The following is a 25,553-nucleotide window of genomic DNA, read 5'->3' as shown; positions in this document are numbered from 1 at the left end:
CTCACTTTTTGTACCGAGGATACTACCTGGGTAATCATGGCTTGCAGCTTGGCCAGGAAGCGGTTGAAACCTTTTGCCATGGCACCCAGCTCATCGGGCCGGTTTTCATCCAGCCGACGGGTCAGATCGCCCTCGCCTTGAGCGATATCATCTAGCATCAGCACCATTTGCTTCAGTGGTCGCGTGATACTGCGGCTTACCAGCCACAGCGCGCCAAGCCCGATAATGGCAAGGGCCAGGCCGACCAATCCCATCCCGAAGGTATTTCGATCGCTCTGCGCCTTGATATCGTCGTGAAGCTTCAGAGACTCACCCAGTGCGGCCTGGATGGGCAGCTGGATCATCAGTGTCCACTGAGCGGACGTGTTACCGACCTTGAACGGTAGGAACAGCTCGATATGCCCATGCGCTTCGTCATAGTCGTATAGCGGCTCGGTCGACTTCAGCTGCTTCAGATTATTCAGCTCGTTTTCATCCAGCAGAGTACTGACAGACTTGCCCAGCTGGCCGGCGTCCTTGGTATAGGCAATCAAGGCACCATTACTGGCAATCAGTGCCATTTGACCTGCGCCCTGGTAGAGCGACTGGTTGGCCTTGACCAGAGCATCCTGGATAAAGCCGACGGACAGGTCCGCACCGGCAATACCCTGGAACTTGCCTTTGACCATGATAGGCGCGGTAAACGATGCCATCAGGACAGGCTTGCCAGCGACGTCATAGGTATAGGGGTCAACGGCGCAAAGCTGTTGCGTTTCCTTGGCGCACAAATAGTACTCGCCCTCGCGCACGCCCAGGTCGGAGCGTTTCTGGCTTTCCATGAACTGAATGATGTCATGGCCGAGCGTACCATCGGCATTGCGGAACCAGTACGGCAGAAAGCGGCCAGTGCTGTCATGCCCAGGCTGCCCCATGAACTGATAGTCGTCACCTGCAAAGGCATTGGGCTCCCAGCCCAGATAAGCGCCCAGGAGTTCAGGGTGCTTTTCCATCGCATTTCGAACGATTCGATCCTGCTCATCTCGCGACAGATGGACGCTGGTGCTCGGATCGCTGGCAGCCAAGGCGCTCAGCTGCGCCAGTGATGCTGCGATGTTCAATGGCTTTTCAAGGTCATGCTGGATATGCATGACGTTGGCATCGGCCAGAGAAATCAGCCGCTCCTGGATGACCTTTTCAAACAACGCCTCTGTACCCTTGGCCGCCTGATCCTGTGTACGCTCGCCGGTAACCAACGCATACCCCACCAGGGCGATGACGATCGCCAGGATACAGGCACCGGCATACGCCATGATGGTGTACTGAATGGACTTGAATTTCATGGTGCCTTTCCCATGTCTGCTTAGCTAAAAGGCTCTATCGGCGCAGACCAGAAAAGCTGAATTGCAGCCTGTCGGTTAGGACAACACCTCGTCGCGCCTGTCTTGCCGGGTGCTCAGCCGACAGGACAGGTGCAGAAGCAAAATCAGTCTGACGAGGAGGAGAAATCGGTCAGGGGCCGCGACAATCGAGGGTCATGCCGGTAAGCCAGCATAAGGACAAGTCCGACCAGGCCCATGACCGCACAGTAGCCCACGCAGAACCAGGGGCTGACCGGCATCAGGGCAATCAGAATCAACGGCGTGATACTGCCCCAGATCGAGTACGCAATGTTGTAGGTAAAGGAAATACCCGTGACTCGAATATTGGAGGGAAACAGCCCGATCATCACCGATGGCACGACGCCCACAATGCCGCAGGCAAGACCTGCGATTGCGTAGCCCAGCCAGAGCGCTATCGCCTCGCTGACCAGACTCGCATACAGGACTGCAATACCGGGGGCGAGAACGGCGCTGTACAATCCCATCGCCTGCCAGGGACCTATTCGATCGGCGATGCGTCCGGCGATGACGCAGCCAATATTCAGAAACACGATACCGATGCAGCTCATGCGGAACGCGGTACTGGTTGGAATATGAAAGTACTTCTGCATCACGGTAGGCGTCACAACCACCAGGACGACCACTGCCGAAGTCAGAACGCAAGTCAGCAGTGCCGCCGGCAGCAAGGCGGTGCGGTGTTCTCGCAGGACCGTCGATAACGGCAGGCGCGCCGATAATACCTTGCGAGCCTGCATCTCCATGAAGACAGGCGTCTCGTTCAGCCACCGCCGTAGCCATACCGCCAGGACGCCAAAAAAGCCACCCAGGATAAAGGGGATACGCCAGGCATAGGCGTGGAGTTCTTTCTCGGCGTAGATTGATGAGAGCACCGTGGCCGTTAGTGCACCCAACAGGTAGCCAAATGTCAGGCCTGCCTGAAGAATACCCAGCGCATAACCTCGGTGATTGGCCGGGGCATGCTCTGCTACAAACACCCAGGCACTGGGCACCTCGCCGCCGACGGCAGCCCCCTGCAATACCCGTAGCGCCAGCAGGATCAGCGGTGCAAAGTAGCCGATCTGCGCATAAGTAGGCATCACGCCAATGAGCAGGCTTGGCAATGCCATAAGCAGGATGCTCAGGTTGAACATGCGCTTGCGCCCCAGGCGGTCGGCATAATGCGCCATGAGAATCCCGCCCAAGGGGCGCGCCAGGTACCCGGTGGCAAAAATGCCGAAGCTTTGCAGCAGCCGCAGCCATTCAGGCATTTCCGGCGGGAAAAACAACTGGCTGAGCACCAGCGCGAAAAAGACGAAAATAATGAAGTCGTAGATTTCCAGGGCACCGCCCAGCGCCGCCAGACCCAGGGTCTTATGGTCCTGCCAGGATAATCGCCGGGTAGGCGTATGAATGTCGCTATGCATGTAAACGTGCCCGCTCTCTTCTTGCCTAAACATGAGGCGGCGCAGAATACAGGGAAGTCGCTGTCTTGTTACAGTGTAAACGTATCTCGAAGTCCATCATGTCAATCGTCTAAGTGTTCGCCTCAACCCATGGCACGGCAGCGGGTCTAATCCGATACGCCTATCCCTGATATAACTCAACTCCCTGAAGCGTCAGTCATGTTTATGAAATACCTGTTCATCCTTGGTGCGCGAGATCCTGAAATGATGCTCATCGAGACCCTGGTTCTTAGGGCACGGCATCGACTGGCCTATGCGCTGGCGGATGAGCGTCGGGTATACGCGGGCAATGCCTATAAAGCCGATCGCACATCTGCCCGCCAAGGCGAGCCCCATGGCCCTATCGTCTGGGTGGAATGCGGCCTCGCCGATACCTCCCAACCTCGTGATATTGTGGTAGACCATCATCATGAAGGCGATCCGGGGTATGACATGCCTCCGGCGCGCTACTGGGAAGGCTCCTCGCTGGGGCAGGTCTGCCAGCTGCTGGAGATCGAGCCGACCCCGGAGCTGCAACTGGCTGCCGCCGCCGACCATTGCCTGAGCGCAGCCTACAAGGGTCTCTGCCCCGGGGTCGATCCGGCTGATCTACGCGCGTGGCGTATCGCCTCCCGGTCGAACTGGCAAAAGATCAAACCTGATCAATTACGAGCCACGATCGAGGCGGCAATCGAACAGGTCAAGGCGCTCAAACCAATCTCCATCGCCGGCCATGAGTTCTTCGATGCCATGGATCACGACATCCCCGAACTCTCCGAGGCGTCCGCCATCTTGGGGCGCCCCGTCATGTACAGCATGCCGGAGCCACGGAGCGGACGTATCAAGGTCGGCGCCCTGAATGGCTCTCCAGACATGCTTCAGGCCTGGATGAACTGCGCCCGGGAGGTCTTGGGCCTTGAGGATGTGTACGGCAACCCGATTCGTGGATACGCCGGTGGGTATTTACGTGGGGATATCTTGCAACGTGCATGAGGCCTGGATCGCAACGTAGCGGTTTTCCTGGCTGTTGTGCAGTCGTCCCGGCAGGTAAAAGGTCCTATGAATACGTTCCTACGCCAAGACCTGACGCATGCCCAACAAACGAAGCACGCCTGATCCCACCCACGCCTCTCCCTCTACAGCCCCCGGCTTTGTCCGCGTCCGGGGCGCGCGTGAGCACAATCTCAAGAATGTAGATGTCGACATCCCCCGCGACAGCCTGGTTGTTTTTACCGGCGTTTCGGGCTCTGGCAAGTCCTCCCTTGCCTTTGGAACCCTGTACGCCGAGGCCCAGCGTCGTTACTTTGAATCGGTGGCACCCTATGCCCGTCGCCTGATCGATCAGGTAGGCGTACCGGATGTGGATGCCATAGAAGGATTGCCTCCGGCTGTTGCTCTCCAGCAGCAACGCGGCACGCCCAGCGCTCGCTCTTCGGTGGGTAGCGTCACTACCCTGTCCAGCCTGATCCGCATGCTGTACTCACGCGTCGGCACCTATCCGCCTGATCAGCCCATGCTCTACGCAGAGGACTTTTCGCCCAACACACCCCAAGGCGCCTGTCCTCAATGTCATGGGCTCGGACGAGTCTATGAAGTAACCGAGCAGTCTATGGTACCGGACGACTCGCTGACTATTCGCGAGCGGGCCATTGCCGCCTGGCCTACTGCCTGGCAGGGGCAGAATCTGCGGGACATTCTGGTAACCCTGGGCTACGACGTAGACATACCTTGGCGCGATATCCCCCAAAAGGATCGCGACTGGATTCTCTTTACTGAAGAACAGCCGACCGTTCCGGTCTATGCCGGCCTGACACCAGAGCAGACCCGCGAAGCCCTCAAGCACAAGCGCGAGCCCAGTTACATGGGCACCTTCACCGGTGCGCGCCGCTATGTGCTGCACACCTTTGCCCATTCGCAGAGCGCGTTAATGAAAAAGCGCGTATCCCAGTTCATGGTGGGTAGTCTGTGTCCGCTGTGTGAAGGTAAGCGCCTGAAGCGTGAGGCGCTGTCCGTCACCTTTGCCGGGCATGACATTGGCGAGCTGGCCCGCATGCCTCTGCTGACCCTGGTTGATGTCCTCACACCTGTTGCAGCCGGTGCGCTGGCTTCAGGGTCATCCCCCGTGGAGAAAACCTTCACAAGGGAAGAATCACGCCGCGCACGTGAAGCGCGTGCCCGGGAAGGTGGCGCTTCCCATGAGGCCGCCCCGGACGTGCGCCGTACGCCGACCCTGTCAGACGAAAAGCGCCTGGCGGCCCAACGTATCGCCCAGGATCTGCTGGAGCGCCTGACCACCCTGACCGAGCTAGGGCTGGGATACCTCTCCTTGGAACGCAGCACCCCAACATTGTCTTCGGGAGAGCTGCAACGTCTACGCCTTGCCACTCAGTTGAATTCGCAGCTTTTCGGAGTGATCTATGTGCTCGATGAACCGTCCGCCGGTCTGCATCCTGCTGACGGCGAAGCGTTGTTTACGGCTCTGGATCAACTCAAGGCGGCCGGCAATTCCTTGTTCGTAGTGGAACACGATCTAGAGACGATGCGTCGTGCAGACTGGCTGGTAGATGTGGGCCCTGCAGCAGGCGAATACGGTGGTACGGTTCTCTACAGCGGACCGCCCGCCGGATTGGCCCATGTCGAAGCGTCCCAAACGCGGGATTACCTGTTTGCGTCTCGGCGCACAGCAGCCCCCTTGAGACGCCCGCACCGCAAGCCGCTTCATTGGCTAAGACTAACCGGCGTAACGCGCAACAACCTCAAGGCCCTTGATGTTGCGTTTCCACTTGGCTGCTTTACCTCCGTTACCGGTATCTCTGGCTCCGGCAAATCGACTCTTGTCAGCCAGGCACTATTGGAGTTGGTCGGTGAGCACCTAGGCCGGCCACTGGCCGAGCGCGATGAAGACGAATCACCGCTGGACGAGGAGGCTCCTCAGCCGCTCTCAGGACAAATCATTGAAGGCATGGAGCATATTCGCCGACTGGTCCAGGTGGATCAGAAGCCGATCGGTCGCACACCGCGCTCCAACCTTGCCACTTATACAGGCCTTTTTGACGGCATCCGCAAACTGTTTGCCGCGACCCCGGAAGCCCGGAAACGGCGATATGACGCCGGTCGCTTTTCATTCAACGTAGCCAAGGGGCGTTGCCCGACCTGTGAGGGCGAAGGCTTCGTCAGTGTCGAACTGCTGTTCATGCCCAGCGTGTATGCGCCCTGCCCGACCTGCCATGGCGCCCGTTACAACGCCGAAACGCTGGAAGTCACCTGGCAAGGAAAAACCATTGCGGAAGTCCTGAACCTGACGGTAGAGGATGCCTGTACCTTTTTCGCGGAGGAAGCTGGCGTACTCCGTCCCTTGCACGTCCTGCGTGATATTGGTCTGGGCTATCTGCGCCTGGGGCAACCAGCCACGGAGCTTTCCGGCGGTGAAGCACAGCGCATCAAGCTGGCAACCGAGCTGCAACGTACCCAGCGCGGCGCTACGCTCTATGTACTTGATGAGCCTACAACGGGTCTACACCCTACTGATACGGACCTCCTGGTGCGCCAGCTCAACGGTCTGGTAGAGGCTGGCAATACAGTTGTTGTGGTTGAACATGACATGCGCGTCGTGGCGCAAAGCGATTGGGTCATCGATATCGGCCCAGGGGCTGGTGATAGAGGCGGACACATTGTCGCGAGCGGTACACCCGAGAGCGTTGCAAAAGAGACCAGCAGCAAGACCTCGCCTTACCTGCGGGCGGTACTGGAGAGCTGATCGGGTTCACATGCCAAGCGGTGCCTGGGAACCACCGGCCCGCTTGGCTGACAAACAGGGGCCGCTTTTTTGAAGGAATCAAAATGCCTCACGCCATCAATAAAGACACCAAGGTTTGCATGTCCCTGGCGGGACGCCCTGGCAACACCGGTACACGGTTTCACAATCATCTGTACGAAGCCCTGAACCTGAATTATCTCTACAAGGCGTTCACAACCACCGACCTGCCTGCTGCCATTGGCGGCATCCGAGCGCTTGGCATACGCGGATGCGCTATTTCCATGCCGTTCAAGGAAGCCTGCATTCCTCTTCTGGATGGCCTCGACCCTTCTGCCGCCGTGATCGATTCGGTCAATACTATTGTGAACGATGACGGTAAGCTGACAGGCTATAACACGGACTTTCTGGCTGTCGCCTCACTGCTTGATAGCCATCAGGTGTCTCGTGATCTGACGCTTGCGCTGCGGGGTAGCGGCGGTATGGCCAAAGCCGTGGCGTTTGCCTTGCGGGAGGCCGGCTTCAAGAAGGGACACATCGTGGCTCGCAATCCCACTACCGGCCGAGCCCTGGCTGAATCCTGCGGGTATGAGTGGACCGAATCCCTGGGCGACTTGCGCCCTGAACTCATCATCAATGTGACACCCGTAGGCATGACCGGCGGACCGGAAGCGGACGATCTGTCTTTTGATGACGAAGTGATTCAAAAGGCCAAAGTGGTATTTGATGTCGTGGCAATGCCATCCGAAACCCCACTCATCAAACGCGCCCGCGAACTGGGCAAGCCCGTCATTACCGGCGCAGAGGTTGTTGCCCTCCAGGCACTGGAGCAGTTTGTCCTGTACACCGGCATCCGCCCAAGTCCTGAGCAGGTTGAAGCCGCCGCGGCATACTCGCGCAACCAATAAAGGTAAATAGGGGCAACCGCACATGACGATTGCCCCGCTCTTGACCGTCAACGTTCGAAGGCACAGTGCTGTCTAACAGATTGTGCCTGAATATCACGCCTCGAACCGGCTTACCTCAAGTCCTGTTCCTACCGGCAGCAATACACTGGTAATGCCCGCCTTGGCTCGAATAGCGCGCCCATAGCGCTTCACATCGTCATTGCCGGGCCGGATCATATTATCCGCAACAATGATCGCACCCGGGTTGAGCTTGGGATAAAACGCCTCAAGACACGGTACATAGAGGTCTTTCCACAGATCAAGCAGGACAAAGTCCACTCTACCGGGTAGCGCCTCGATCAGCTGTACGGCATCACCGACCTGAAAGTCGATGTAGTCTGCAAGCCCTGCTTTTTCGGCCATCTCCCGTGCATAGAGTGACTTGTACTCATGCAGCTCCAGAGTAATCAGCTGTCCACCCGTTGCGCGTGCAGCCTCGCCAAGCCAGATTCCGGAATAGCCAAAAGAGGTACCAATTTCCAGAATCGTAGGGGTCTCCAGGCTTTTCGCCAAGATATTGATCAGCTGTCCGGTTTGCGGTCCGACAGCGCGCATGCGTTGATCCTGCCCGCCGTCACGTCCGCCAGGAGGAAGCTCGCGGGGCGCGCTTTGCTCTTTGTGTATCCGCGCGTGATAAGTCTCAAGCACCGTATTGATTTTCTCGTCCATATCCTTTCCTTGCCTGTTCGTTCGATAGCCACACAGGTGCCGCCTTCTCGCGCCACCTTAATGGTTATTGCATGCGGAACGTGTAGGGGCTATAGAAATCCGAGCCGGCCCACGGACGAGTCTCCTCGTTGAAAAGAGGCTTACCCTGCTTATAGCTTTCAGCGTTGGCTGGGTCGCCCTTGCCGTCGTAAGCTGCCACATACGGATAGGGATAGACCGGCCGCGAACGGATCACCTTTTCATCTTTTACTACCGGCTTTTTCATGAGGTTTGGAGCATCCTTCATCTTCTTGAAGCCAGGAGCGTCCTTCATGGGTCTATCCGTCGGTGCGCCAAAGTGGCCCATGACGTTTTGCCCATCGGTCTGGTTTGTAAGGATGGCTTCAGGTGCTTGTCCGCCCTCAACCCAGGAGAGCATGGGTGTCAACAGGTCAAGCTTCGCCGGGCCTTCACCTTGACCACAATGGTAGACGCCTGGCAACAGGTAAAGCCGTTCGAAGGTTGAAGCCTGCTCCTTGCCCATGACGCGCTGAACAGCCTCGTGATACGCAATGGAGTTAATGGGCGAGATATGCGGATCAGCCCAGCCATGCCAGATGATGAGCTTGCCGCCAGCCTTGGCAAAGGCTGATAGGTCCGGGTTGGTTGCATCATAAAACGCATGCAACGGCCTTAGGCGGTCAAAGGTCTTCAAGTCGAATTGCATATCCGAGAGTTTGAAGTCCTTGCCCGGACTCTGCTCAAATGACAGCCATTGCAGTGCGCCCATGGCAATCATTTTGCTGAAAATAGGATCGTCATGGCTTTGCGGAACAAAGACATCCGCCCACGCCAATTCAGATCCCGGCTGCGGTCCACCAGCAATCAGCCGCTGGCCAGTCGCAGGATCTTTAGGTCCTTCGTACAAGCGACGCACCACGCTAACCTCGGCCGCAGTCAGACAGTTAGGGCTATCGCCTTTCTGCTCGCTCTTGCATTGCAACGTGCCCGGATCAAAATGGCAGGCCCGCGGGTCGGAAATCAGACCATCGACCTGCCCATCCAACGCGTCACAGTGATTGAGTACAGCCCTGTGAATCAACGGAAGGCGAGAGGCTATCAGAACAGCCTTACCGTCTGGGCTGGTGTTCGTACGTGCCTGCCAGGCGTGATACATCGCATTCTGGGTCTGGAAGTTCATCGCCGCGGCACCGGCAATGATGCCATTGAAATCGTTTGGATAGCGCTGCGCCTCCATCAACGCTTCGCGTCCGCCATCAGAGCAACCGTTAAAGTAGGAGTAGGCCTCACTACGACCATAAAAGGCATGGATCAGCTTTTTGGCGGCCAGGGCCGTAAGATGCACACCGCGAAAGGCAAAGTCTTGACGCTTTTGCGAATCTTCTCCGAACGACTCCTCGCCCTGGTGTCCCATGTCCGTGCTTGCCGTGACAAAGCCGCCTGTATCGAGCGGCGTACACCCTTCGGCCGCACCGACCTCAAGCGAGATACGGCCACATAATCCACCGCATCCCACCTGCAGATAGCGCTGAGTCCAGCTGTGCAAGGGAAGAACTACCTTGAAGCCAATCGAGGGGGCCAGCGCCCCCTCAACCGCACACACTGCTACGCCATTATCAGAGGTTTCAGTGGCTGAAGTGATCGAACTGCCCTTACCGCCAATGTCGCTCATATCGAGACTTTTAAGCGACGAACAAGCCTGAGCAGGTTGGACGATAGGCAGTGATTGAGACAACGCCAGCGAAGCAGCTGAATTATCTTCCTGGGTAGCAGCGCCCGCCACACTGGCAGCTGATGAACACACCCATAACGTAACGGCCATACAGGCGCGTCTGAGACGTTCGTTGTACATGGGACGATCTCTATGAATACTTAAAAACAGGTTAGCTTCCAGGCATACCGCTTGTGCAGTGACTACTGCTGCTGCAATCGACTGCCAGTGCCGGTAGTACAGGGCTATCCTGGGTTATCCCATCAGGTATTTGACGCATGGCTGAATCAGTCAGGCTGTCGCTCATGCTTTTTTCAGCCTCAAGTGTGAGTAACAACTGTGCAGGCAATGTGAAGATTGGGCTATGTCCTTGAAAACGTCAGACACACCCGCCTAAATATAACTAGCAGTACCCTTCAGGCCCGCTCCTTATGAAGCTCAGCATTTCCACAAAAGCCTTTATTGCCATACAAACGCTGTCGGTCCTGGCAGTGCTCAGCATGGGGTTTGCCGCCTACTGGAGCTTTACCCGCAGCTTTGTAGGCTTTCTGAACGAGCAGGCTATTATTCGCATGACCAATGCCATTCCAACATTGGAAGATGCCTATACCCAACATGGCAGCTGGCAGTTTCTGGTAGGAACGCATGTTCAATGGTTCGAACTCTTGAGTACCAGTCTCAGGCAGCATGAAGGTGAGCCCCATACCCGACGCGAGCCTCCCATAGCCGATCTGACGGGAGCGCATATGCGCTTCACCCTTCTGGATGCCCAGCACCGCTATATCAATGGTTATCCCAACTACAAGGACATCGCCACCTTCAAACCGGTACAGGCAAACGGTATGGTTGTAGGCTGGATGGGCATGACGCCCTTCGAGAGCGTTACGGCCATTGGTGATGAGCGCTTTCAACAAGACCAGGTTCGCTCAATCTGGTTGATCGTGGGCGCCAGTTTGATCATCTCCTCCTTCATTGCCTGGCGTATTGCCCGCACGCTGTCGCGTCCGATCAGGCAGGTGGCATTGGCTACCCATCGGCTGGCCCGAGGAGAGTACAGCACACGGGTTGGCGTCCACTCACAGGATGAAGTGGGCCAGCTTGCTCAGGACTTCAATCAGATGGCCAAAACCCTGGAAAACAACGAGAACATGCGGCGCCACTTCATGGCGGATATCTCCCATGAGCTAAGAACGCCACTTGCTGTCCTGAAAGGGGAAATGGAGGCGCTTGAAGATGGCATTCGCCCGCTGACCAAGGAGGCAATTGCCTCCCTTCAGGCCGAAGTGGAATCCCTGAGCAAGCTGGTTGACGATATTTTTGCCCTATCCCTTTCTGAGCTGGGTGCTCAGGCCTACCAAAAGCGTCCAGTGCAGTTGGAGTCCGTTCTTTATGGCATTGCCGCTACGTTTGAAAGGCGCTGCTTGGTAAACACGCTATCGTTAACCCTGGAAATACCCGGCGAACCGCTGTGGATCAGCGGTGATGAAAGTCGGCTTCAACAACTCTTTACTAACTTGCTGGAAAACAGCCTGCGTTATACCGATGCGGGCGGTCATATCCTGATACGCGCTCGACGAGAGCGAGACGGCATCCTCATCAGCTGTGAAGACTCCGCGCCAGGCGTATCCGAAGAGCAACTGGGCCGCCTGTTCGAGCGATTCTACCGAGTCGAGCAATCACGCAACCGGGCCACTGGCGGCGCTGGGCTTGGGCTGGCGATTTGCCGCGGTATTGTCGAAGCCCATGGTGGGCGAATTGACGCCACATCCTCGCCCTTGGGCGGGCTCTGCGTGACATTGCAGTTTGATCCCCTGCCTGACTTGGCGAGTAACTAAAGATGCCGCACCGCTCCTCTCTCTCAACACCTACCATCCTGATTGTGGAAGACGAACCCAAGCTGGCCGCGCTCCTGGCAGATTACGTCAGAGCGGCCGGCTGGAATGCCCAGCTGGTCATGAACGGTCTTGAGGTGCTGCCTGCTTTTACGCAATACAGCCCAAGCCTGGTCCTGCTTGACCTCATGCTGCCCGGCAAGGACGGAATTGAGGTGTGTCACGAGATTCGCGCCATCAGCCAGACGCCTGTGATCATGGTAACAGCCAGGGTGGAAGAAGTGGATCGCTTGCTGGGCCTGGAGATTGGCGCGGATGACTACATCTGCAAACCTTTCAGTCCGCGCGAAGTCATTGCCCGGATCAAGGCCGTGCTGCGTCGAACGCAAACACCTGCGCCAGCCCTGCCAGGCGGCTTGAGTATTGATACCGACCGCTACCAGGCCTTTCTTAACGGAGCCCTGCTTGATCTGACGCCTGTAGAGTTTCGCCTGCTGATGACCTTTGCCGAACACCCTGAGCAAGTCTTCTCACGCGATCAGCTCATGAACAACCTGTATCAGGATCACCGCATCGTATCGGACAGAACGGTAGACAGCCACGTCAGCAATTTGCGTCGCAAACTACAGCAACACCTGCCCAATCAAGAGTTCATTCGCTCGGTATATGGCGTAGGTTACAGCTTCAAGTTGGACTAGTCAGAGTCGGCACTGGCCTCTACTTACTCCCTTTCATGTGTCATAGACTTCAGGCGCTTCCGACAAATAGCCTGACTACTGGCTTTCATACGTATGCATTCATTGCGGGTAAAGAGCCGCCACAAAAGAACATTTTATAAAACAAACATAACGTCACTTACTTTAATAAATCCAAAAAGATATCAATTCGATATCAAATAGATATTTAACCCAATAAGGACAATCGGTCTTGCAATATAAAAAATCCCCTCTTTAATAAGACTATCCTTAATCATAAAGAGGAGAATACCAGACTGATGATATCTTTTACCTAAAGCATCCTGGAAGCATGCTTTCCTCGCAAGTCGTTCAGACTGGATTGTTAAAACTATTCATGTATGTAAACTTTTGCGGGAAAACGCATATGAAGTACCTTGGCGAACTTTATTTTATTAAGCGTATATCAAAATTTCAGTTAGCAATAATACTTGCTGGAGCCTTTGGATTTTTAAATGGTAACGTAAAAGCCCAGAGCGCTGGCTTTGAACTTCTAGGCTTGAATATGTCGGGTGCCGGCTTTGCTCCGCAGGTTCTTCCTGGCATTAATGAAAAGAACTATGTATTTCCTACAGAAAATTACTTTAAGTATTGGAGCAGCCAGGGCATCAGACTGATTCGTTTCCCCATTATTTGGGAGAGACTTCAATCAAACCTCGGGGGGCCTCTTGATCAAAACTATATCGCCTTGGTGGATAGAACCTTTGCTTACGCTCAGAAGTATAATATGAAAGTTATTCTGGACCTTCATAATTATGCGCGATACAAGGGGCAGATCATAGGAACCTCCGCTGTACCCTACTCCCGTTACAAGGAAATAATGACCCATATCGCTACCAAGTGGAGTAGCCAACCGGCACTGTTTGCCTATGACATCATGAACGAGCCCAATGGAGCTCTCGCTTATTGGCCAACCGCCGCTCAATATGGGATAGATGGCGTACGTGTCATTGATAAAACAAAGCCAATTATTATCGAGGGCAACGGCTGGGCCAGCGCAACCCGATGGCCGGAATGGAACGACTCTTTGCTCAACCTGAAGGACCCGGCAAATAATATCGTCTATTCCGCTCACTCTTATTTCGACGAAAATGCAGGTGGGAACTACCAGGCGGTAGATGTCGGAAAACTAGACCCCATGTATGGCGTAACGCGAGTAAAACCGTTTGTAGAATGGCTCAAGAAAAATGGCAAACGAGGCTACATCGGAGAGTTCGGGGTTCCAGATAATGACCCCCGCTGGCTAGCCATGATGGACAACATGCTGGCGTATCTGAAGCAGAATTGCATTCCAGCTACCTATTGGGCAGCAGGGCCAGGCTGGGGAAATTATTTTATGTCTGTGGAGCCTGTTGGCGGTCGCGAGAGACCGCAATGGGCAACGCTAAAGAAATACATCAACAACACCAGCTGTTCAACGTTTGGTCCACCTAAATAGCGCTGCGCAGCGGAGGCTCCTAGCGTATGCCTGCATGCGTCTTGCCAAGATAGAAGAGGCTTTTGCAAACGTTGTAAAAGCCTCCATGAGCAGTAGCGCTCACCGACCACGCAGCAGACATCCAATACTTATAGGAACGAAAACGGATAATTAATGATCAGCCTGTTCTCATCGATATCCCTGCCATAACTGCTCCGGTAGATTGCGTTTCGCCAGCGTATCGAAAGCCCTTTCGGGCCCTGCTGAACGACATACGTCACGTCTATATCACGTTCCCACTCATGGCCTCCTCCGACTTTATCCAGATGCGAGCCGTGGATATAACTCGTAAAGAAACTGAGTCCCGGCAGCCCCATCGGGGCAAAATCATAGCCATAGCGCACCTGCCAGCTCCGCTCACCTGCGGTGCCAAAGTCATGGTATTGCACATAATTCGGCAGGTACGGATTGTTGATATAAGGAAAGCCGCTTGAGCCTTCCAGATGTTGATAAACTGCCGTAAAGCTATGGCCTTTCACACTGTACGTCAGGGATCCGCTGTATACATCGCTCTCTATTTCCCCCACCCGCGCCGCACCTGTGTCACGGCTAAAAAAAGTCCTTAGATCGGCCTCTACCGTTCCTTCGCCCCATTTCTGGCGGTGAGTAAGCCCTAGAAAATGCTGCCGATAGACACCCTGTAATTCGCCGTAGTAATAGCTGGCCGTCAGTGCTGGCGTGACAGTGTAACTGCCACCCCCATAACGGAAATGATCGCCCTCACCTGTCGCGCGGAAGCGACCCTCTTTGGTGGCTATCATGATTTTTTGCAGATCGGTCGAGTCAGGGGTGGTGGTACGGTCGAACTGAGCAACGTTGAGCGAAAGCCCTGTGATTTCATTCGAGCTGATCTGCGTTCCCTGGTAAAACTGAGGAAACATCCGGCTACCGTTGAACTGAAGGACCGGAACCTTTGGCAAGGCAATTCCTTGACGCAGCACCGTCTTGGAATACTTGATTTTGGCCGCTATACCGCCCTTTGAATATTCCTCTGCCGCTTCTCCCGAGTTGGTCTTGGGCAGCAGGCCACTCCCTGTACGATCAGGACTGGAATCAAGCTTGAGTCCCCAAAAGCCCATCGCATCAAGGCCCAGACCTACCGTCCCCTCGGTAAATCCGGACTCGTACTGCAGCAAAAGCCCTTGAGCCCACTCATCCCGCTTCGAAACACCGGCCTCTTCCCGAAAGTCACCGTTGTAATAGAAGTTACGGATATCGAGTCGGGCCTTGCTGTCATCCATGAAGCCAGCAGCCCATAACGGTAGAGAGCAAAGCATGCCTAAGGTGAATACGGTATGGCGCAGGATATGAATCATTGTTGTTTTCTCCAGGCGCAAGAGAGCACTGCCCGGCATAACCGGACAGGACCAAGATAAACGGCGGGATTTAGTGCTTGTGGTGGAGCTCTTGGGCCAGCTTGTCGCGGTCCAGTTCTTTCTCCCATGAGGACACTACGAGCGTAGCTACGCCGTTGCCGACCAGGTTTGTCATTGCAAGGCCCGTCCCCATGAAGCGGTGGATACCCAGGATCAACACCATGCCAGCCACTGGCACCACTGGAATCACCATCAAGGTACTGGTCAACATCACAAAAGCCGCGCCCGACACACCACTGGCACCTTTGGAGGTCAGCATCGCCACGATGACCAGAGTCAGTTGCTGACTTAAGCTCAAATCAATGTTCAGAGCCTGGGCAATGAAGAGCACCGCCATGGTCAGGTAGATATTGGTGCCGTCCAGGTTGAACGAGTACCCCGTAGGTACAACTAACCCCACAACCGACTTGGAGCAACCCAGGCGCTCCATTTTTTCCATGATCTGCGGTAGCACCACTTCGGATGAGCTCGTTCCCAACACGACCAGCAGCTCATCCTTGATATACGCTATAAAGCGCAGGATGCTGAAACCAGAGAGCCGTGCAACGCCTCCCAGCACCACGACAATGAACAGAACGCAGAGCAGATAGAAGCTGCCGATCAGTTTAAACAGGGGTAGCAGTGAGGCGGCGCCATAAGTACCAACCGTAAATGCAATAGCGCCAAACGCCCCGATGGCTGACAGCTTAGCAATGATATGCACAATGCGAAAGAACACACCCGACAGGCCTTCTATCATGTCGTAGACCGGCTTGCCCTTCTCACCCATGGCCGACAGCGCACATCCAAAGAACACCGAAACCAGAAGAATGCACAGTACATTTCCTTCTGCAAATGCCTGAAAAAAGGTGGTAGGAATAATGCTCATCAGAAAGTCGACCATATGCAGGTGCTTGGCCTTTTCTGCAAAGCCCGTAACCGCCGAGGCATCCAGGGTGCTGGGGTCGATATTGAATCCACCACCGGGATTGAACAGGTGTCCGCCAATCAAGCCAATGATAAGGGAGAGGGTTGAAATGATTTCAAAGTAAAGCAAGGCCTTACCGCCTACTCGCCCTACTTTCTTCAGGTCCTGCATGCCGGCAATACCGATGACCACGGTACAGAATACGACCGGCCCGATAATCATCTTGATGAGCTTGATAAACGCATCACCGAGCGGCTTGAGATCCGCTGCAAAGTCAGGCCAAAAATGCCCGACGACCACGCCGAGCAGAATGCCTATCAGTACCTGAACATACATGGCGCGGTAAAACGGTTGCTTGGTCTTGACGGTGTTTTGGGTTGACGCACCTACGGGGGTGGTGGCCTGCGAGAGAGGATTCATATAGGACTCCACTACCAGTCATTGTTGTTGGATTTGGTGTGGCGAAGGCGCTCTATCAGCGCCCATAAAGCGTCATGGGGTTATCTACCAGAAGTTTCTGGCGAAGCGCCGGATCAGCGCAGAAGCGAAACATCAGGTCTACCAAACCGCCATCGTTGGGCATGTCACGGGTGATATTTGGATGCGGCCAGTCAGTCCCCCAGAGCACGCGATCAGGCGCATGTTCAATGAGCCGTTCGGCAAATGGAATGGCATCCTCGAAGGGTTTGCGTCCTGCTGAAACGCGCTCTGCACCACAGACCTTGACCCAGGCCAGCGGGTTTTCCATAAGTTCCAGCAGGGCTTTGAATGGTGCCTGATCAAGTCCCTCCTGAGCCTTGACACGCCCCATATGGTCAATGATGAAAGGAACCCCGATACGCTCCAACCGATCGGCATAAGTAACGATATCCTGAGCATCCAAATGCAGTACCACATGCCAGCCCAGCGGTTCCAGGCGTTCCAATACCTGATCAAATAGCTCCAGGTCGGGTGCACCACCCAAGTGGGCTACAAAGTTGAAGCGTACGCCGCGAACGCCACCAGCATCCATTTCAGCCAATTGCGCATCGCTTTCACGGCCGTTGACAATGGCCACACCTCGATAGCGTCCTTCACTACGCGCGATAGCGTCGAGCATGGCCCGGTTATCGCTGCCATGGCAGCTCGCCTGTACGATCACAGCCCGACTAAAGCCTAGAAAATCATGAAGATTACGTAAGGTTTCAAAGGGTGCATCCGGTGGCGTGTAGCTACGATCCGGAGCGTACGGGAATCGACTACTTGGGCCGAACACATGGCAATGGGCATCCCATGCACCTTCCGGCAGGGTATGGTGTGGCTTGGTAGGTTGGGGATCAGGTGCCAGACAGCTTTTCATCACGTCTCCTCGTTCATTGTGATTATTCGAAGGGATACGTCGATGGTGACGGCTATTTCTTGGAGCAACAATAAAGCCTGGGTTCTAGCAGCTATGCAGGATTTGCATAACGGGTCAGCGGCTATGCACGTGTTCGCGGACCATCGCCAGCGTTTGGTCAGCCAATCGCGTCAGGGGCCGCTGCGCGGCGGTTGTAACAAACAGATGCGTATGAACAACCGGGTCGATAATAGCTGCCGAGCGCAGGCCTTCTGGTACATAAGGCCCGGACAACGCCGTACGGAACAGAATGCCGTAGCCCAACCCCAGGGCCACCAGCTCAAGCAGAGAAGGAATGCCATCCACCTCAAGCGCGACATCCAGCTCGACGGTATGGCGAGCTGCCTCGGACTCAACCAGGCGACGCAAAGAATGGGGTTGGCTCGGAATGATCAAGGGATAGCGGCCCAGTTCTTTGAGGGGGATTTCATCTGGTAGATTCGAGGATTTTGCACCCACCAGCACTAGCGGCTCCGAGTGCAAATGCTCATAACAGAGTTGGGCATTCTGGGCCGGGTTGAACAGTAGCGCAAAATCCAGCCGTCCTAGCAGCAGCCACTCCCGTATCGAGTGCGTCAGCCCTTCCTTAATGCCCAGCGCGCAGTGAGGAAAGCGCTCGCGAAAGGCCGTTACCAGCCCGACGGTGTGGCAGCGTGCAATGCTCGGCGGCAAGCCGATAACCACTTTGCCCGACAAGGTGTCCCGCTGCTCACGCAATTCCTCCCGAGCCACCTGAACCTGCCGTAAGATGCCTTGCCCATGCTCGAACAACCGCATCCCGGAGGCCGTCAGCGTGACACCACGGCCATTGCGCAGCAGCAGATGCTCCTGCAACTCGACCTCTAACTGACGCACCTGCCGGCTGACCACCGATTGGGACAGGCCAAGTACCGCCGCAGCCTTGGTAAAGCTACCGAACTCGGCGACCCGTACAAAGCACTCCAATTGCTTGAGGTCCATGAACACATGATCTCATACGGCAAAAGGGCAGCTTATCGCCTTTCTGCAGATGAGAGTACCCGACGTCTTCAGACCTTGCCGGACCAGACCGATGCCGGTATACACACTACACCGTTAAACAACAACCGCGCGGTACGCAGCAGTCCACATCCGGCCAACTCACCCTGCCGACGATGGAGCTCGACAGTAAATTCTCCCGTGGGATGTTCAACAGAGAGCCGCAACGAGTCGCCCTGCTCTACCCGGGCCAACCCATCAGCCACCGAGCCTTCGATCAGACAGGCCGAGGCCACGCTTACCGCACCGAAAACGCCAATAGAGGCGTGGCAGCGATGGGGAATAAAAGTTCGGCTACTGATAGCACCACCCGCTTGGGGTTCAGCAATCAAGCACATTTTGGGGACTGTACGGTGGGTAACATCCCCCAGGTTCATACGCGGCCCGGCCTGAAGACGAATCGACTCGATTCTGGTCTTAAGTTCGGTATCGCCATCCAGCTGCTCACGCGTCTCATAACCGGTGCGACCCAGATCGGCCGCTCGAAGCAGCACTACCGGCATGCCATTATCGATACAGGTCACCTCAATCCCATCAAACGTGTCGCACACGTTTCCGGTCGGTAACAGCGCACCACAACTAGAGCCAGCAATATCCTCGAATTCAACAATCAGCGGAGCGGCCGTACCCGGTACGCCATCAATGCGGGCATCGCCTTCATACTGCACCTCACCGTTTGGCGTAAGTACATTCGCAACGGCAATCTGACCGGTGTTTTCCATGAAGATACGAACCTGAGTTGTATCTTCCAGCACAGGAACCAGTCCTTGTTCTATGGCAAACGGGCCAACACCCGCCAGAATATTGCCGCAGTTCTGCCCATAGTCGACTCGCGCTTCCTCTACCAGTACCTGAGCGAACAGGTAGTCCACATCGACATCCGGTCGCTCGGAGCGCTTGATGATCGCAACCTTACTGGTCAGCGAATCTGCGCCGCCGATACCGTCAATCTGGCGCTTGTCAGGCGAGCCCATAACGGCCAGCAGGACTTTTTCCCGCAGTGCTCCATCGTTAGGAAGATCAGTGGCGAGAAAGTAGGCTCCCTTGGAAGTACCGCCGCGCATCATCAGGCAAGGAATACGAGTCTGTCCCATGGTTCAGCCCTCCAGCTCGTCCAGACTATCAACGTACCGAAGGCCCTTTTCGGCCAGGCGAGGACGCATGTTGTAGATGTCGAGCCCTAATTCGCCATTAGCCAGCCGAATCCGCTTCTGCTCTTCGGCATCGGCCCGCTTGCGACTGGCCTCGACCACGGTTTGCACCTCGGCACGCCGAACCACCACAACGCCATCGTCATCAGCCACAATAACGTCGCCGGGGTTGATCAGCTGGCCGGCACAAATCACTGGAATGTTGACCGAGCCGAGCGTTTCCTTGACCGTGCCCTGGGCATAGACCGCTTTCGACCACACGGCAAAGCCCATCTCCCGCAGCGTGCGGCTATCGCGCACACCTGCATCGACCACCAGCCCACGTACACCGCGTGCTTTGAGCGAGGTCGCCAGCAGATCACCAAAGTAACCATCGTGGCATGGCGAACTGGGTGCTACGACCAGGATATCGCCCGGCTGGCACTGCTCTACCGCAACATGGAACATCCAGTTGTCCCCAGGTGCTACCAGTACAGTTACAGCCGAACCGCTGATGCCATAATCCTGCTGAATCGGGCGAATATCTGGAGCCAGCAGCCCTTTGCGACCCTGAGCTTCGTGAACGGTTGCCACACCATACTGACCCAGCTCATCAACCAGCCCCACTTCGGCCCGTGCGATAGTGCGGACTACAACGCCGTTCTTGCCGATCAAGCTGCTCATCCCAGATTCTCCGTCACGCGTGGGAAGATGCTCTGGTAGCCCTCACCGTAGATGATGTTCTTACTGGAGGTAATGCCTACGTTGCGCTTGGCCTGTACGCCACGTTGTAGCGCTACACGGGTGTAGTACTCCCACAAGTGTTCCTGGCCAGCCATGCACTGAATAGCGGCATACTTCTTGTCCCACACGTCGGTGATGTCTAGCAGTACGTCCGGGCGCCATTCGCACTGCTCAGGCTGGTGCGGCTCGAAGCAATAGACGGGCGGCGCACCGACAATTTTCTCGCCCGGCTTGTAGCCTTCTGCCTGAGCGATGATGCGCGCTTCCTGTGCCAGGTGCGTAGCCAGTGGATGGTCGTAGTTGTAGGGGTCCTTCAGCGAGTGACTAAGCACAAATTCCGGCTGTACGCGGCGGAACACATCGGCCAGACGAAACAGCGTTTCCTTGTCGGCACGCATAGGGTAATCACCGATGTCGAAGAACTCGACAGTGGCACCCAGTATCTCAGCTGCCGCCTGCGCCTCTTCACGGCGCGCCGCCTTGACCTTCTCTTCGGTCATTTCGCCCTTGCGCCAGAGTTTGGCCGACTCGCCCCGCTCACCAAAGGACAGGCAGACGACATGCACGTCATAACCCTGCCCGACATGCAGAGCGATAGCGCCACCTGCACGCCAGACGAAATCAGCGGAATGGGCGCTGACGACCAGAGCAGTTTTTTTGTTGGAATCGATCATGTCCAGGCTCCTCATGTTTTCAGGGAGAGTCGCACGGCTGATCCTGAGCGAATATTGCGTTCAGCTAGAGCAGGTATACCTTTTACTTATCAACACGCCGCGCGCATGATGCAGGCATGTGCCCTGCCAAGAGAACACCATGACTGCCGAACTTCCCAATCTAATGCAGATACGCGCGTTTGTCCGGGTGGCGGACCAAGGCAGTGTTTCCAAGGCGTCTGAAGTACTGTACCGCGCGCAATCTGTTGTCACCCGTTCCATTCGCGACCTGGAAGAGCGGCTTACCATTGCATTGTTCGAACGGCATGCCAATGGAATGCGGCTGACCGATTACGGCGCCCGCATCTTGCCTCGTGCACGACAGGCATTGGCTGAGCTGGAGACAGTGCCCCGCTTGCTGGGTACCCATCCAAGCGCGATCACCGAACCCCTTTATCTGATGCATACCCGGCGTCTGGAAGTGTTTGTCAAGCTGTGCGAAACCCACCATATGCAAACGGTAGCTACCCTTTTCGGTCTGACCCAACCCGCTGTGAGTGCAGCCCTCAAAGTGTTGGAAGGTGGTTGCGGCCATACACTGTTCGAGCGCACTCCCAAAGGCCTTCAGCCTACACGAGCGAGCCTGGATATTGTCCTGCCGATTCGTCGGGCATTGAATGAGCTGCGCCATATCGATGCCGACATTGCCGCCCTACGCGGCTCGCTCCAGGGAACCGTCATGGTGGGTGCCTTGCCCTTGGGGCGAACCCGGCTGTTGCCTGAAGCTATTGTGCGCCTCGTCTCTGCGTACCCTCAAATTCGTGTGGCGACCAATGAAAGTGCGTTTGACCTGTTGGCTACCGACCTGCGGGCCGGTGACATCGACTTTGTACTGGGCGCCCTGCGCCCCTCCGACTATGCCAGCGATCTGTTGGGTGAAACGCTGCTGACTGAAGAGCTGGTGGTACTGGTACGCCGGGGCCATCCATTACTGGATCAGGGGGTAAATACCAATGACCTTATCCATGCTCGCTGGGTGCTGCCCCGTGCAGGCTCGCCGGCCCGCAACCAGCTCGATGCCTTCTTTAGCGAGCTGGGTACGGAAACGCCACTACCGGTAGTTGAAACGGGGGATCTGGCGATTATCCGTGGGCTGCTCGTACGCTCCGATATGTTGGCTGTTGTTTCAGCCCATCAACTTGAATACGAGATCGCCTCAGGCGAGTTGCAACGTCTCCCCTTGCGGCTTCGCCATACCACCCGCGCCATAGGTTTGATCTACCGCACCGGTGGCCTGCACTCACCTGCAGCCAATGCGTTGATGGAAAAGATCCGTGAAGTAGCCCTGGAGCGTTTGGACGCCTGATTTTACTGGGATGCAGGCGCTTTATAAGCCAGCCTAGACCGCACCTACTTTGCCAATAACGCTGTCAGGGATGGTTTTGATCAGCACCTTGACGCAAAACAGTGGTGAAGGACTGTCTGCGATGGATGCCACTACTGCCTTGTATTTGGCAGGAATCTGGTCAAGGCATCGCTTGGCCGTTCGTGTTACGGCCTCGTTAGAGTCGTGTATTTCGGCAGCAAGTGCCAGGGCGAGAAGTGCTTCCAGAAACGTCATGACACCAGACTGCCAATGGACTATCGCCATTTAGTGAATGGACGCAGCGACAGGCACCGCGCCCTGGGTTGGAGTTATTTCTTTCCAGCAACCGAGTACAGCACCTGCTGATTACGCGTTTTCTGGAACTCTTCCAGTGATTGGCCACGCATGGCTGAATAGATGTGCAGGTTGGATACCCCTACCACCGCGCCGAGCTTCTCTAGCAGGAAGAAAATAACACCGTAGTGAATCAACCCACGCCAATCGCGGCGTCGAATCAGGTCGCGTTCTTCATCAGTCAGGTCGGCTTCCTCGAACATGGCCTCCGATTCCTCCAGAAAACGCTCACGCCAGGTCGGAGTGATCATGCCATGCAGGAATTTGTTCAGCCGATACCCCTTGGCACTGCGCTCCAGCGTAAACGGGTACGTGCCCTCCAGCTTTTCGACACCAGCCAACTGATGGTTCATGTGTTCGCGGTGGCGGGCTTGTACGTCGATGGGTAATGTCCGCGCCTGGTTTTCCAAGAGCAGCGTCGCGATCCCGGTCATCGAAGGCAGGTAATAATCCTGATGAATCAGCTTTACATTGGATGAGAGCGCACCACGCATGATCAGCCAAGTGATGACCTCCGACCCCTCAAGTCCACCTAGCGTTGCGTATTCGGCAATGGTCATCTCGGTAAGACGCGCGGGATCGTTGACAAAGAGATCAACAAACTGGGCGTCCCATTCAGGATTATTGAAGCCACACCGCTCACCATGGACCTGATGGGACACACCACCCGTGGCAGCAATGACCACCTTCAGATCCTCGGGATAGCTCTCGATGGCACGCCGCAAGGCCTGTCCCAAGTTGTAGCAGCGCTTGGCACTCGGGATCGGAAACTGCAACACACCGACCTGCAGAGGCACTACGTCTACCGGCCATTCCGGCTCGAACGGCAGCAGCGCAGACATGGGCGAGAACAGACCATGGTCGATCGGCTTGTCACGAAAGAACGACATGTCGAACTCATCAGCCATGAGACTGGCCCCGATATGCCGGGCCAGCGCCGCATGCCCACCAATAGCAGGCAGTCCACGTACGCCACCGCCCTCGTCTGCCACACCATAGTGATCGTCTACGCCCAGGGCGAAGGCCGAATAGTGATCGAAGAAGAACGAGGTGATGTGATCGTTAAAGATATAAAACAGCACATCAGGCTGCTTATCCTTAAGCCACTCCTTCATCGGCTCGAAGCTCTTGAAGATGGGCGCCCAGGCGGCCTCCTCCTGCTTGTTGTGGTCGACTGCAAAGCCGATCGTAGGCGTGTGCGAGACGGCCAGGCCTCCGATAATACGTGCCATAAAATAATCCTTAATGAATGATCAAGACGCCAAGGCAGGCTGGGCTGCACGCCGTGCAGCATAACCATTGCCCAGTATGGCCAGCGCTGCCACGAAAGCCGGTATCGCCAGCACTGCAAAAATCAACCCGAAGCTCAGCCCAAGGCTCAGCACCGCACCACCGATTACCGAGCCGAAGATCGCACCAAAGCGGCCTATCCCCAACATCCAGCTCACACCTGTGGCGCGGGACTCGGTAGGGTAATAGCCGGGGGCATAGGCATTAAGACCTGTCTGCGCGCCGCTCATACAAAAGCCCGCCGCGATAACGCCAAGTGTCAGCAGGCTGGATTCCAGGCCAAAGGCACCCAAGAGCAGGATGAACGCACCGCCCAAAGCATAGGAGCCTGCAATAACACGATTGGGATTACGCCTGTCCATGATCCAGCCAACCACGATTGCTCCTACCGTCCCGCCAATCTGAAACAGTCCTGTGATGGTCGCTGCACGCTCGATCGGGATACCGGACTCACGAATCAGCGTAGGCAACCAGCCCATCATCAGATAGATCACGAGCAGCCCCATGAAATAGGTAACCCAGAGGGAAAACGTTCCTAAACGATAACGCTCTGCAAACAAGGCGCGAACCGGCGCCTTGTGGTGAACCGTAGGCTCAAGCGTGATAAAACGTGTTTGCGCCGTAAACTGGCCACCCAGTCGATTCAGCACTTTGGCGATACGGGCGGCAGGTGCGTCTTTTACGACAAGAAACCGGGCAGACTCAGGCAAAAACAGCCAGAGGAACGGCAGCAAGAGGATAGGTAGAAGGCCACCCACCAGCAGCACAGACTGCCAACCATAATGGGGAATCAGCCAGGCAGCTACAAAGCCGCCGGCACCCGAGCCCAGGTTGAACCCGGTAAACATCACGGTAATCAGCACGGAGCGATAGCGCTCGGGTAAATACTCCGAAAGCAGTGTCGTCGTATTGGGCATCGCCGCCCCGAGCCCTACCCCGGTGAGAAAACGCAGGATGGCCAGCTCATAAGGGTTACGTGCGAAGGCGCATGCCAGGCTCAGCGCACCAAATACAGTCACAGCGCCAAGCAGTACCGTCTTGCGACCGAAGCGGTCGGCATAAGGGCCCGCAACCAATGCACCCACCGCAAGACCAACCATGGCCGCACTCATGACCGGTCCGAAGGCGGTTTTGGATAGATTCCAGTCCTGCATCAGTGACGGCGCAATGAAGCCCATGACGGCGACATCCACACCATCGAACAGGACGATGAAAAAACACAGGACAAGGATCAACCACTGATAGCCCGAGACAGGCCGGTTATCAATCCATTGTTTAACGTCGACAGGCGAGTCGGTGTGCATGACGGCCACCCTTGTTGTTTTTATGGTGATTCGAATGCCCATAGGGCTTATCACGTGATGGCAGAACGAAACTGCCTCACGGTCAGCCCAGACGTTAAAGCCACTCGCCT

20 protein-coding genes and 1 pseudogene are annotated in these 25,553 nt (G+C 55.9%); 7 read left to right on the top strand and 14 right to left on the bottom strand.

Translation table 11 applies throughout. From position 1 onward, the window contains the following. Positions 1–50: 50 nt before the first annotated feature. Positions 51–1,127 (bottom strand): annotated as a pseudogene (locus tag HMPREF1487_RS28430) (HAMP domain-containing protein); the annotation flags it as partial. A 335-nt stretch (positions 1,128–1,462) separates the two neighbouring features. Further along, complete coding sequence (locus HMPREF1487_RS18505; RefSeq protein ID WP_037030221.1) at positions 1,463–2,782, bottom strand: MFS transporter; 1,320 nt, start codon at positions 2,780–2,782, stop codon at positions 1,463–1,465. A 198-nt stretch (positions 2,783–2,980) separates the two neighbouring features. Between HMPREF1487_RS18505 and HMPREF1487_RS18500 the strand changes: the two genes are divergently transcribed. The 3 genes from HMPREF1487_RS18500 to HMPREF1487_RS18490 all read left to right on the top strand — a co-directional run bounded on the left by HMPREF1487_RS18500 (position 2,981) and on the right by HMPREF1487_RS18490 (position 7,462). Beyond that, the gene (locus HMPREF1487_RS18500; RefSeq protein ID WP_010798228.1) at positions 2,981–3,793 is read left to right on the top strand and encodes a hypothetical protein; all 813 of its coding nucleotides are present in this window, start codon (positions 2,981–2,983) and stop codon (positions 3,791–3,793) included. Positions 3,794–3,890: 97 nt separating this feature from the next. Beyond that, positions 3,891–6,557: an excinuclease ABC subunit UvrA gene (gene uvrA, locus HMPREF1487_RS18495; protein ID WP_010798227.1), complete on the top strand. Its 2,667-nt coding sequence runs from the start codon at positions 3,891–3,893 to the stop codon at positions 6,555–6,557. A gap of 83 nt (positions 6,558–6,640) precedes the next feature. Continuing rightward, a complete protein-coding gene (locus tag HMPREF1487_RS18490) occupies positions 6,641–7,462 on the top strand; it encodes a shikimate 5-dehydrogenase (protein ID WP_010798226.1) in 822 nt (273 codons plus the stop codon). Between the two features lie 93 nt (positions 7,463–7,555). On the opposite strand, the gene HMPREF1487_RS18485 is transcribed toward HMPREF1487_RS18490, so the two are convergent. Continuing rightward, positions 7,556–8,170: an O-methyltransferase gene (locus tag HMPREF1487_RS18485; protein WP_010798225.1), complete on the bottom strand. Its 615-nt coding sequence runs from the start codon at positions 8,168–8,170 to the stop codon at positions 7,556–7,558. 64 nt (positions 8,171–8,234) lie between these two features. Continuing rightward, the gene (locus HMPREF1487_RS18480; protein ID WP_010798224.1) at positions 8,235–10,022 is read right to left on the bottom strand and encodes a tannase/feruloyl esterase family alpha/beta hydrolase; all 1,788 of its coding nucleotides are present in this window, start codon (positions 10,020–10,022) and stop codon (positions 8,235–8,237) included. A 290-nt stretch (positions 10,023–10,312) separates the two neighbouring features. Here HMPREF1487_RS18480 and baeS point away from each other — a divergent pair, with 290 nt between their 5' ends. The 3 genes from baeS (at position 10,313) to HMPREF1487_RS18465 (ending at position 13,885) form a co-directional block, all read left to right on the top strand. Continuing rightward, a complete protein-coding gene (baeS, locus tag HMPREF1487_RS18475; protein WP_010798223.1) occupies positions 10,313–11,716 on the top strand; it encodes a sensor histidine kinase efflux regulator BaeS in 1,404 nt (467 codons plus the stop codon). 2 nt (positions 11,717–11,718) lie between these two features. Beyond that, complete coding sequence (locus HMPREF1487_RS18470; RefSeq protein ID WP_010798222.1) at positions 11,719–12,411, top strand: response regulator; 693 nt, start codon at positions 11,719–11,721, stop codon at positions 12,409–12,411. A gap of 403 nt (positions 12,412–12,814) precedes the next feature. After that, the gene (locus tag HMPREF1487_RS18465) at positions 12,815–13,885 is read left to right on the top strand and encodes a glycoside hydrolase family 5 protein (protein WP_010798221.1); all 1,071 of its coding nucleotides are present in this window, start codon (positions 12,815–12,817) and stop codon (positions 13,883–13,885) included. 128 nt (positions 13,886–14,013) lie between these two features. On the opposite strand, the gene HMPREF1487_RS18460 is transcribed toward HMPREF1487_RS18465, so the two are convergent. From HMPREF1487_RS18460 to galB, 7 genes are all read right to left on the bottom strand, one after another. Continuing rightward, positions 14,014–15,240 (bottom strand): OprD family porin, encoded by a 1,227-nt coding sequence (locus HMPREF1487_RS18460; protein WP_010798220.1) that lies wholly within the window; start codon positions 15,238–15,240, stop codon positions 14,014–14,016. A 70-nt stretch (positions 15,241–15,310) separates the two neighbouring features. Continuing rightward, positions 15,311–16,627 carry a dicarboxylate/amino acid:cation symporter gene (locus HMPREF1487_RS18455; RefSeq protein WP_010798219.1) on the bottom strand — a complete coding sequence of 439 codons (1,317 nt, stop codon included), beginning with the start codon at positions 16,625–16,627 and terminating at the stop codon, positions 15,311–15,313. A 55-nt stretch (positions 16,628–16,682) separates the two neighbouring features. Next, on the bottom strand, positions 16,683–17,546 hold the full coding sequence (locus HMPREF1487_RS18450) for an amidohydrolase family protein (RefSeq protein ID WP_010798218.1): 864 nt from the start codon (positions 17,544–17,546) through the stop codon (positions 16,683–16,685). 114 nt (positions 17,547–17,660) lie between these two features. After that, the gene (locus HMPREF1487_RS18445; protein ID WP_010798217.1) at positions 17,661–18,545 is read right to left on the bottom strand and encodes a LysR family transcriptional regulator; all 885 of its coding nucleotides are present in this window, start codon (positions 18,543–18,545) and stop codon (positions 17,661–17,663) included. A gap of 68 nt (positions 18,546–18,613) precedes the next feature. Further along, positions 18,614–19,696, bottom strand: coding sequence for a 4-oxalomesaconate tautomerase (locus tag HMPREF1487_RS18440; protein ID WP_010798216.1), 1,083 nt, complete (start codon positions 19,694–19,696; stop codon positions 18,614–18,616). Between the two features lie 3 nt (positions 19,697–19,699). Next, a complete protein-coding gene (locus tag HMPREF1487_RS18435; protein ID WP_010798215.1) occupies positions 19,700–20,416 on the bottom strand; it encodes a 4-carboxy-4-hydroxy-2-oxoadipate aldolase/oxaloacetate decarboxylase in 717 nt (238 codons plus the stop codon). Beyond that, the gene (gene galB, locus HMPREF1487_RS18430; RefSeq protein ID WP_010798214.1) at positions 20,413–21,150 is read right to left on the bottom strand and encodes a 4-oxalmesaconate hydratase; all 738 of its coding nucleotides are present in this window, start codon (positions 21,148–21,150) and stop codon (positions 20,413–20,415) included. The genes HMPREF1487_RS18435 and galB overlap by 4 nt, the downstream gene beginning before the upstream one ends. Positions 21,151–21,289: 139 nt before the next feature. Between galB and HMPREF1487_RS18425 the strand changes: the two genes are divergently transcribed. Continuing rightward, positions 21,290–22,495 carry a LysR family transcriptional regulator gene (locus HMPREF1487_RS18425; protein WP_010798213.1) on the top strand — a complete coding sequence of 402 codons (1,206 nt, stop codon included), beginning with the start codon at positions 21,290–21,292 and terminating at the stop codon, positions 22,493–22,495. Positions 22,496–22,528: 33 nt separating this feature from the next. Here HMPREF1487_RS18425 and HMPREF1487_RS18420 read toward each other — a convergent pair whose 3' ends face one another. From HMPREF1487_RS18420 to HMPREF1487_RS18410, 3 genes are all read right to left on the bottom strand, one after another. Then, positions 22,529–22,750, bottom strand: a complete 222-nt coding sequence (locus tag HMPREF1487_RS18420; RefSeq protein ID WP_010798212.1) for a DUF7740 domain-containing protein — start codon at positions 22,748–22,750, stop codon at positions 22,529–22,531. 74 nt (positions 22,751–22,824) lie between these two features. Next, positions 22,825–24,081, bottom strand: a complete 1,257-nt coding sequence (locus tag HMPREF1487_RS18415) for a gallate dioxygenase (RefSeq protein WP_010798211.1) — start codon at positions 24,079–24,081, stop codon at positions 22,825–22,827. A 21-nt stretch (positions 24,082–24,102) separates the two neighbouring features. Further along, entirely contained in the window at positions 24,103–25,443 is a 1,341-nt protein-coding gene (locus tag HMPREF1487_RS18410; protein WP_010798210.1) for an MFS transporter, read from the bottom strand. Positions 25,444–25,553 lie beyond the last annotated feature (110 nt).

Source organism: Pseudomonas sp. HPB0071, from assembly GCF_000478505.2.
GTDB classification, from domain to species: Bacteria; Pseudomonadota; Gammaproteobacteria; order Pseudomonadales; family Pseudomonadaceae; genus Chryseomonas; species Chryseomonas luteola.
The sequence above is the reverse complement of the archived record's forward strand: the minus strand, read 5'-3'. Positions and strand labels throughout refer to the sequence as shown.

Bases quoted from the DNA above. Each gene is read 5' to 3' on its own strand.
- HMPREF1487_RS18420 (WP_010798212.1), bottom strand. From the start codon at position 22,750: ATGACGTTTCTGGAAGCACTTCTCGCCCTGGCACTTGCTGCCGAAATA.
- HMPREF1487_RS18415 (WP_010798211.1), bottom strand. From the start codon at position 24,081: ATGGCACGTATTATCGGAGGCCTGGCCGTCTCGCACACGCCTACGATC.
- HMPREF1487_RS18445 (WP_010798217.1), bottom strand. From the start codon at position 18,545: ATGGACCTCAAGCAATTGGAGTGCTTTGTACGGGTCGCCGAGTTCGGT.
- HMPREF1487_RS18485 (WP_010798225.1), bottom strand. From the start codon at position 8,170: ATGGACGAGAAAATCAATACGGTGCTTGAGACTTATCACGCGCGGATA.
- HMPREF1487_RS18410 (WP_010798210.1), bottom strand. From the start codon at position 25,443: ATGCACACCGACTCGCCTGTCGACGTTAAACAATGGATTGATAACCGG.
- HMPREF1487_RS18450 (WP_010798218.1), bottom strand. From the start codon at position 17,546: ATGAAAAGCTGTCTGGCACCTGATCCCCAACCTACCAAGCCACACCAT.
- HMPREF1487_RS18460 (WP_010798220.1), bottom strand. From the start codon at position 15,240: ATGATTCATATCCTGCGCCATACCGTATTCACCTTAGGCATGCTTTGC.
- uvrA (WP_010798227.1), top strand. From the start codon at position 3,891: ATGCCCAACAAACGAAGCACGCCTGATCCCACCCACGCCTCTCCCTCT.
- baeS (WP_010798223.1), top strand. From the start codon at position 10,313: ATGAAGCTCAGCATTTCCACAAAAGCCTTTATTGCCATACAAACGCTG.
- HMPREF1487_RS18440 (WP_010798216.1), bottom strand. From the start codon at position 19,696: ATGGGACAGACTCGTATTCCTTGCCTGATGATGCGCGGCGGTACTTCC.
- HMPREF1487_RS18425 (WP_010798213.1), top strand. From the start codon at position 21,290: ATGACTGCCGAACTTCCCAATCTAATGCAGATACGCGCGTTTGTCCGG.
- HMPREF1487_RS18490 (WP_010798226.1), top strand. From the start codon at position 6,641: ATGCCTCACGCCATCAATAAAGACACCAAGGTTTGCATGTCCCTGGCG.
- HMPREF1487_RS18505 (WP_037030221.1), bottom strand. From the start codon at position 2,782: ATGCATAGCGACATTCATACGCCTACCCGGCGATTATCCTGGCAGGAC.
- HMPREF1487_RS18455 (WP_010798219.1), bottom strand. From the start codon at position 16,627: ATGAATCCTCTCTCGCAGGCCACCACCCCCGTAGGTGCGTCAACCCAA.
- HMPREF1487_RS18465 (WP_010798221.1), top strand. From the start codon at position 12,815: ATGAAGTACCTTGGCGAACTTTATTTTATTAAGCGTATATCAAAATTT.
- HMPREF1487_RS18435 (WP_010798215.1), bottom strand. From the start codon at position 20,416: ATGAGCAGCTTGATCGGCAAGAACGGCGTTGTAGTCCGCACTATCGCA.
- galB (WP_010798214.1), bottom strand. From the start codon at position 21,150: ATGATCGATTCCAACAAAAAAACTGCTCTGGTCGTCAGCGCCCATTCC.
- HMPREF1487_RS18500 (WP_010798228.1), top strand. From the start codon at position 2,981: ATGTTTATGAAATACCTGTTCATCCTTGGTGCGCGAGATCCTGAAATG.
- HMPREF1487_RS18480 (WP_010798224.1), bottom strand. From the start codon at position 10,022: ATGTACAACGAACGTCTCAGACGCGCCTGTATGGCCGTTACGTTATGG.
- HMPREF1487_RS18470 (WP_010798222.1), top strand. From the start codon at position 11,719: ATGCCGCACCGCTCCTCTCTCTCAACACCTACCATCCTGATTGTGGAA.